Annotated in this window: 1 protein-coding gene; it reads left to right on the top strand. The window is 67.2% G+C overall.

Annotation, left to right across the window (positions count from 1 at the left end; translation table 11 throughout):
- On the top strand, positions 1–577 hold a 577-nt coding region (locus tag ADK52_RS09120; protein ID WP_159045882.1), incomplete at both ends, for an AMP-binding protein.

Genomic DNA, 577 nt, shown 5'->3' with positions numbered 1-577 from the left:
CGTGAGGTGTTGACGGGTGGTGATGTGGTGTCGCCGGTGGCGGTGCGGCGGGTGGTGGAGGCGTGTCCGGGCACGGTGGTGCGGGTGTTGTACGGGCCGACGGAGATCACCTTGTGTGCGACGCAGTACGAGGTTCCGGTGGGTGCGGTTGTGGGTGGGTCGGTGCCGATCGGTCGGCCGATGGACAACACGCGGGTGTATGTGCTGGATGCGGGTTTGTCTCCGGTGCCGGTGGGTGTGGCGGGTGAGCTGTATATCGGTGGTTCGGGTGTGGCTCGGGGGTATGTGCGTCGTGCTGGTTTGACGGCGGAGCGGTTCGTTGCGGATCCGTTCGCGGTGGTGGCGGGTTCGCGGATGTATCGGACCGGTGATGTGGTGCGGTGGTCTGCGGACGGGGTTCTGGAGTTCGTGGGGCGTGCCGATGGTCAGGTGAAGGTGCGGGGTTTCCGTATCGAGCCGGGTGAGGTCGAGGCGGTGCTGGCGGATCACGTGCTGGTCGCGCAGAGTGCGGTGGTGGTGCGTGAGGACACTCCGGGTGACAAGCGCCTCACCGCGTACGTAGTGCCCGCCGCAGGCG

The sequence above is a fragment of the Streptomyces sp. WM6372 genome (assembly GCF_001279655.1).
GTDB lineage: Bacteria > Actinomycetota > Actinomycetes > Streptomycetales > Streptomycetaceae > Streptomyces.
The sequence above is the reverse complement of the archived record's forward strand: the minus strand, read 5'-3'. Positions and strand labels throughout refer to the sequence as shown.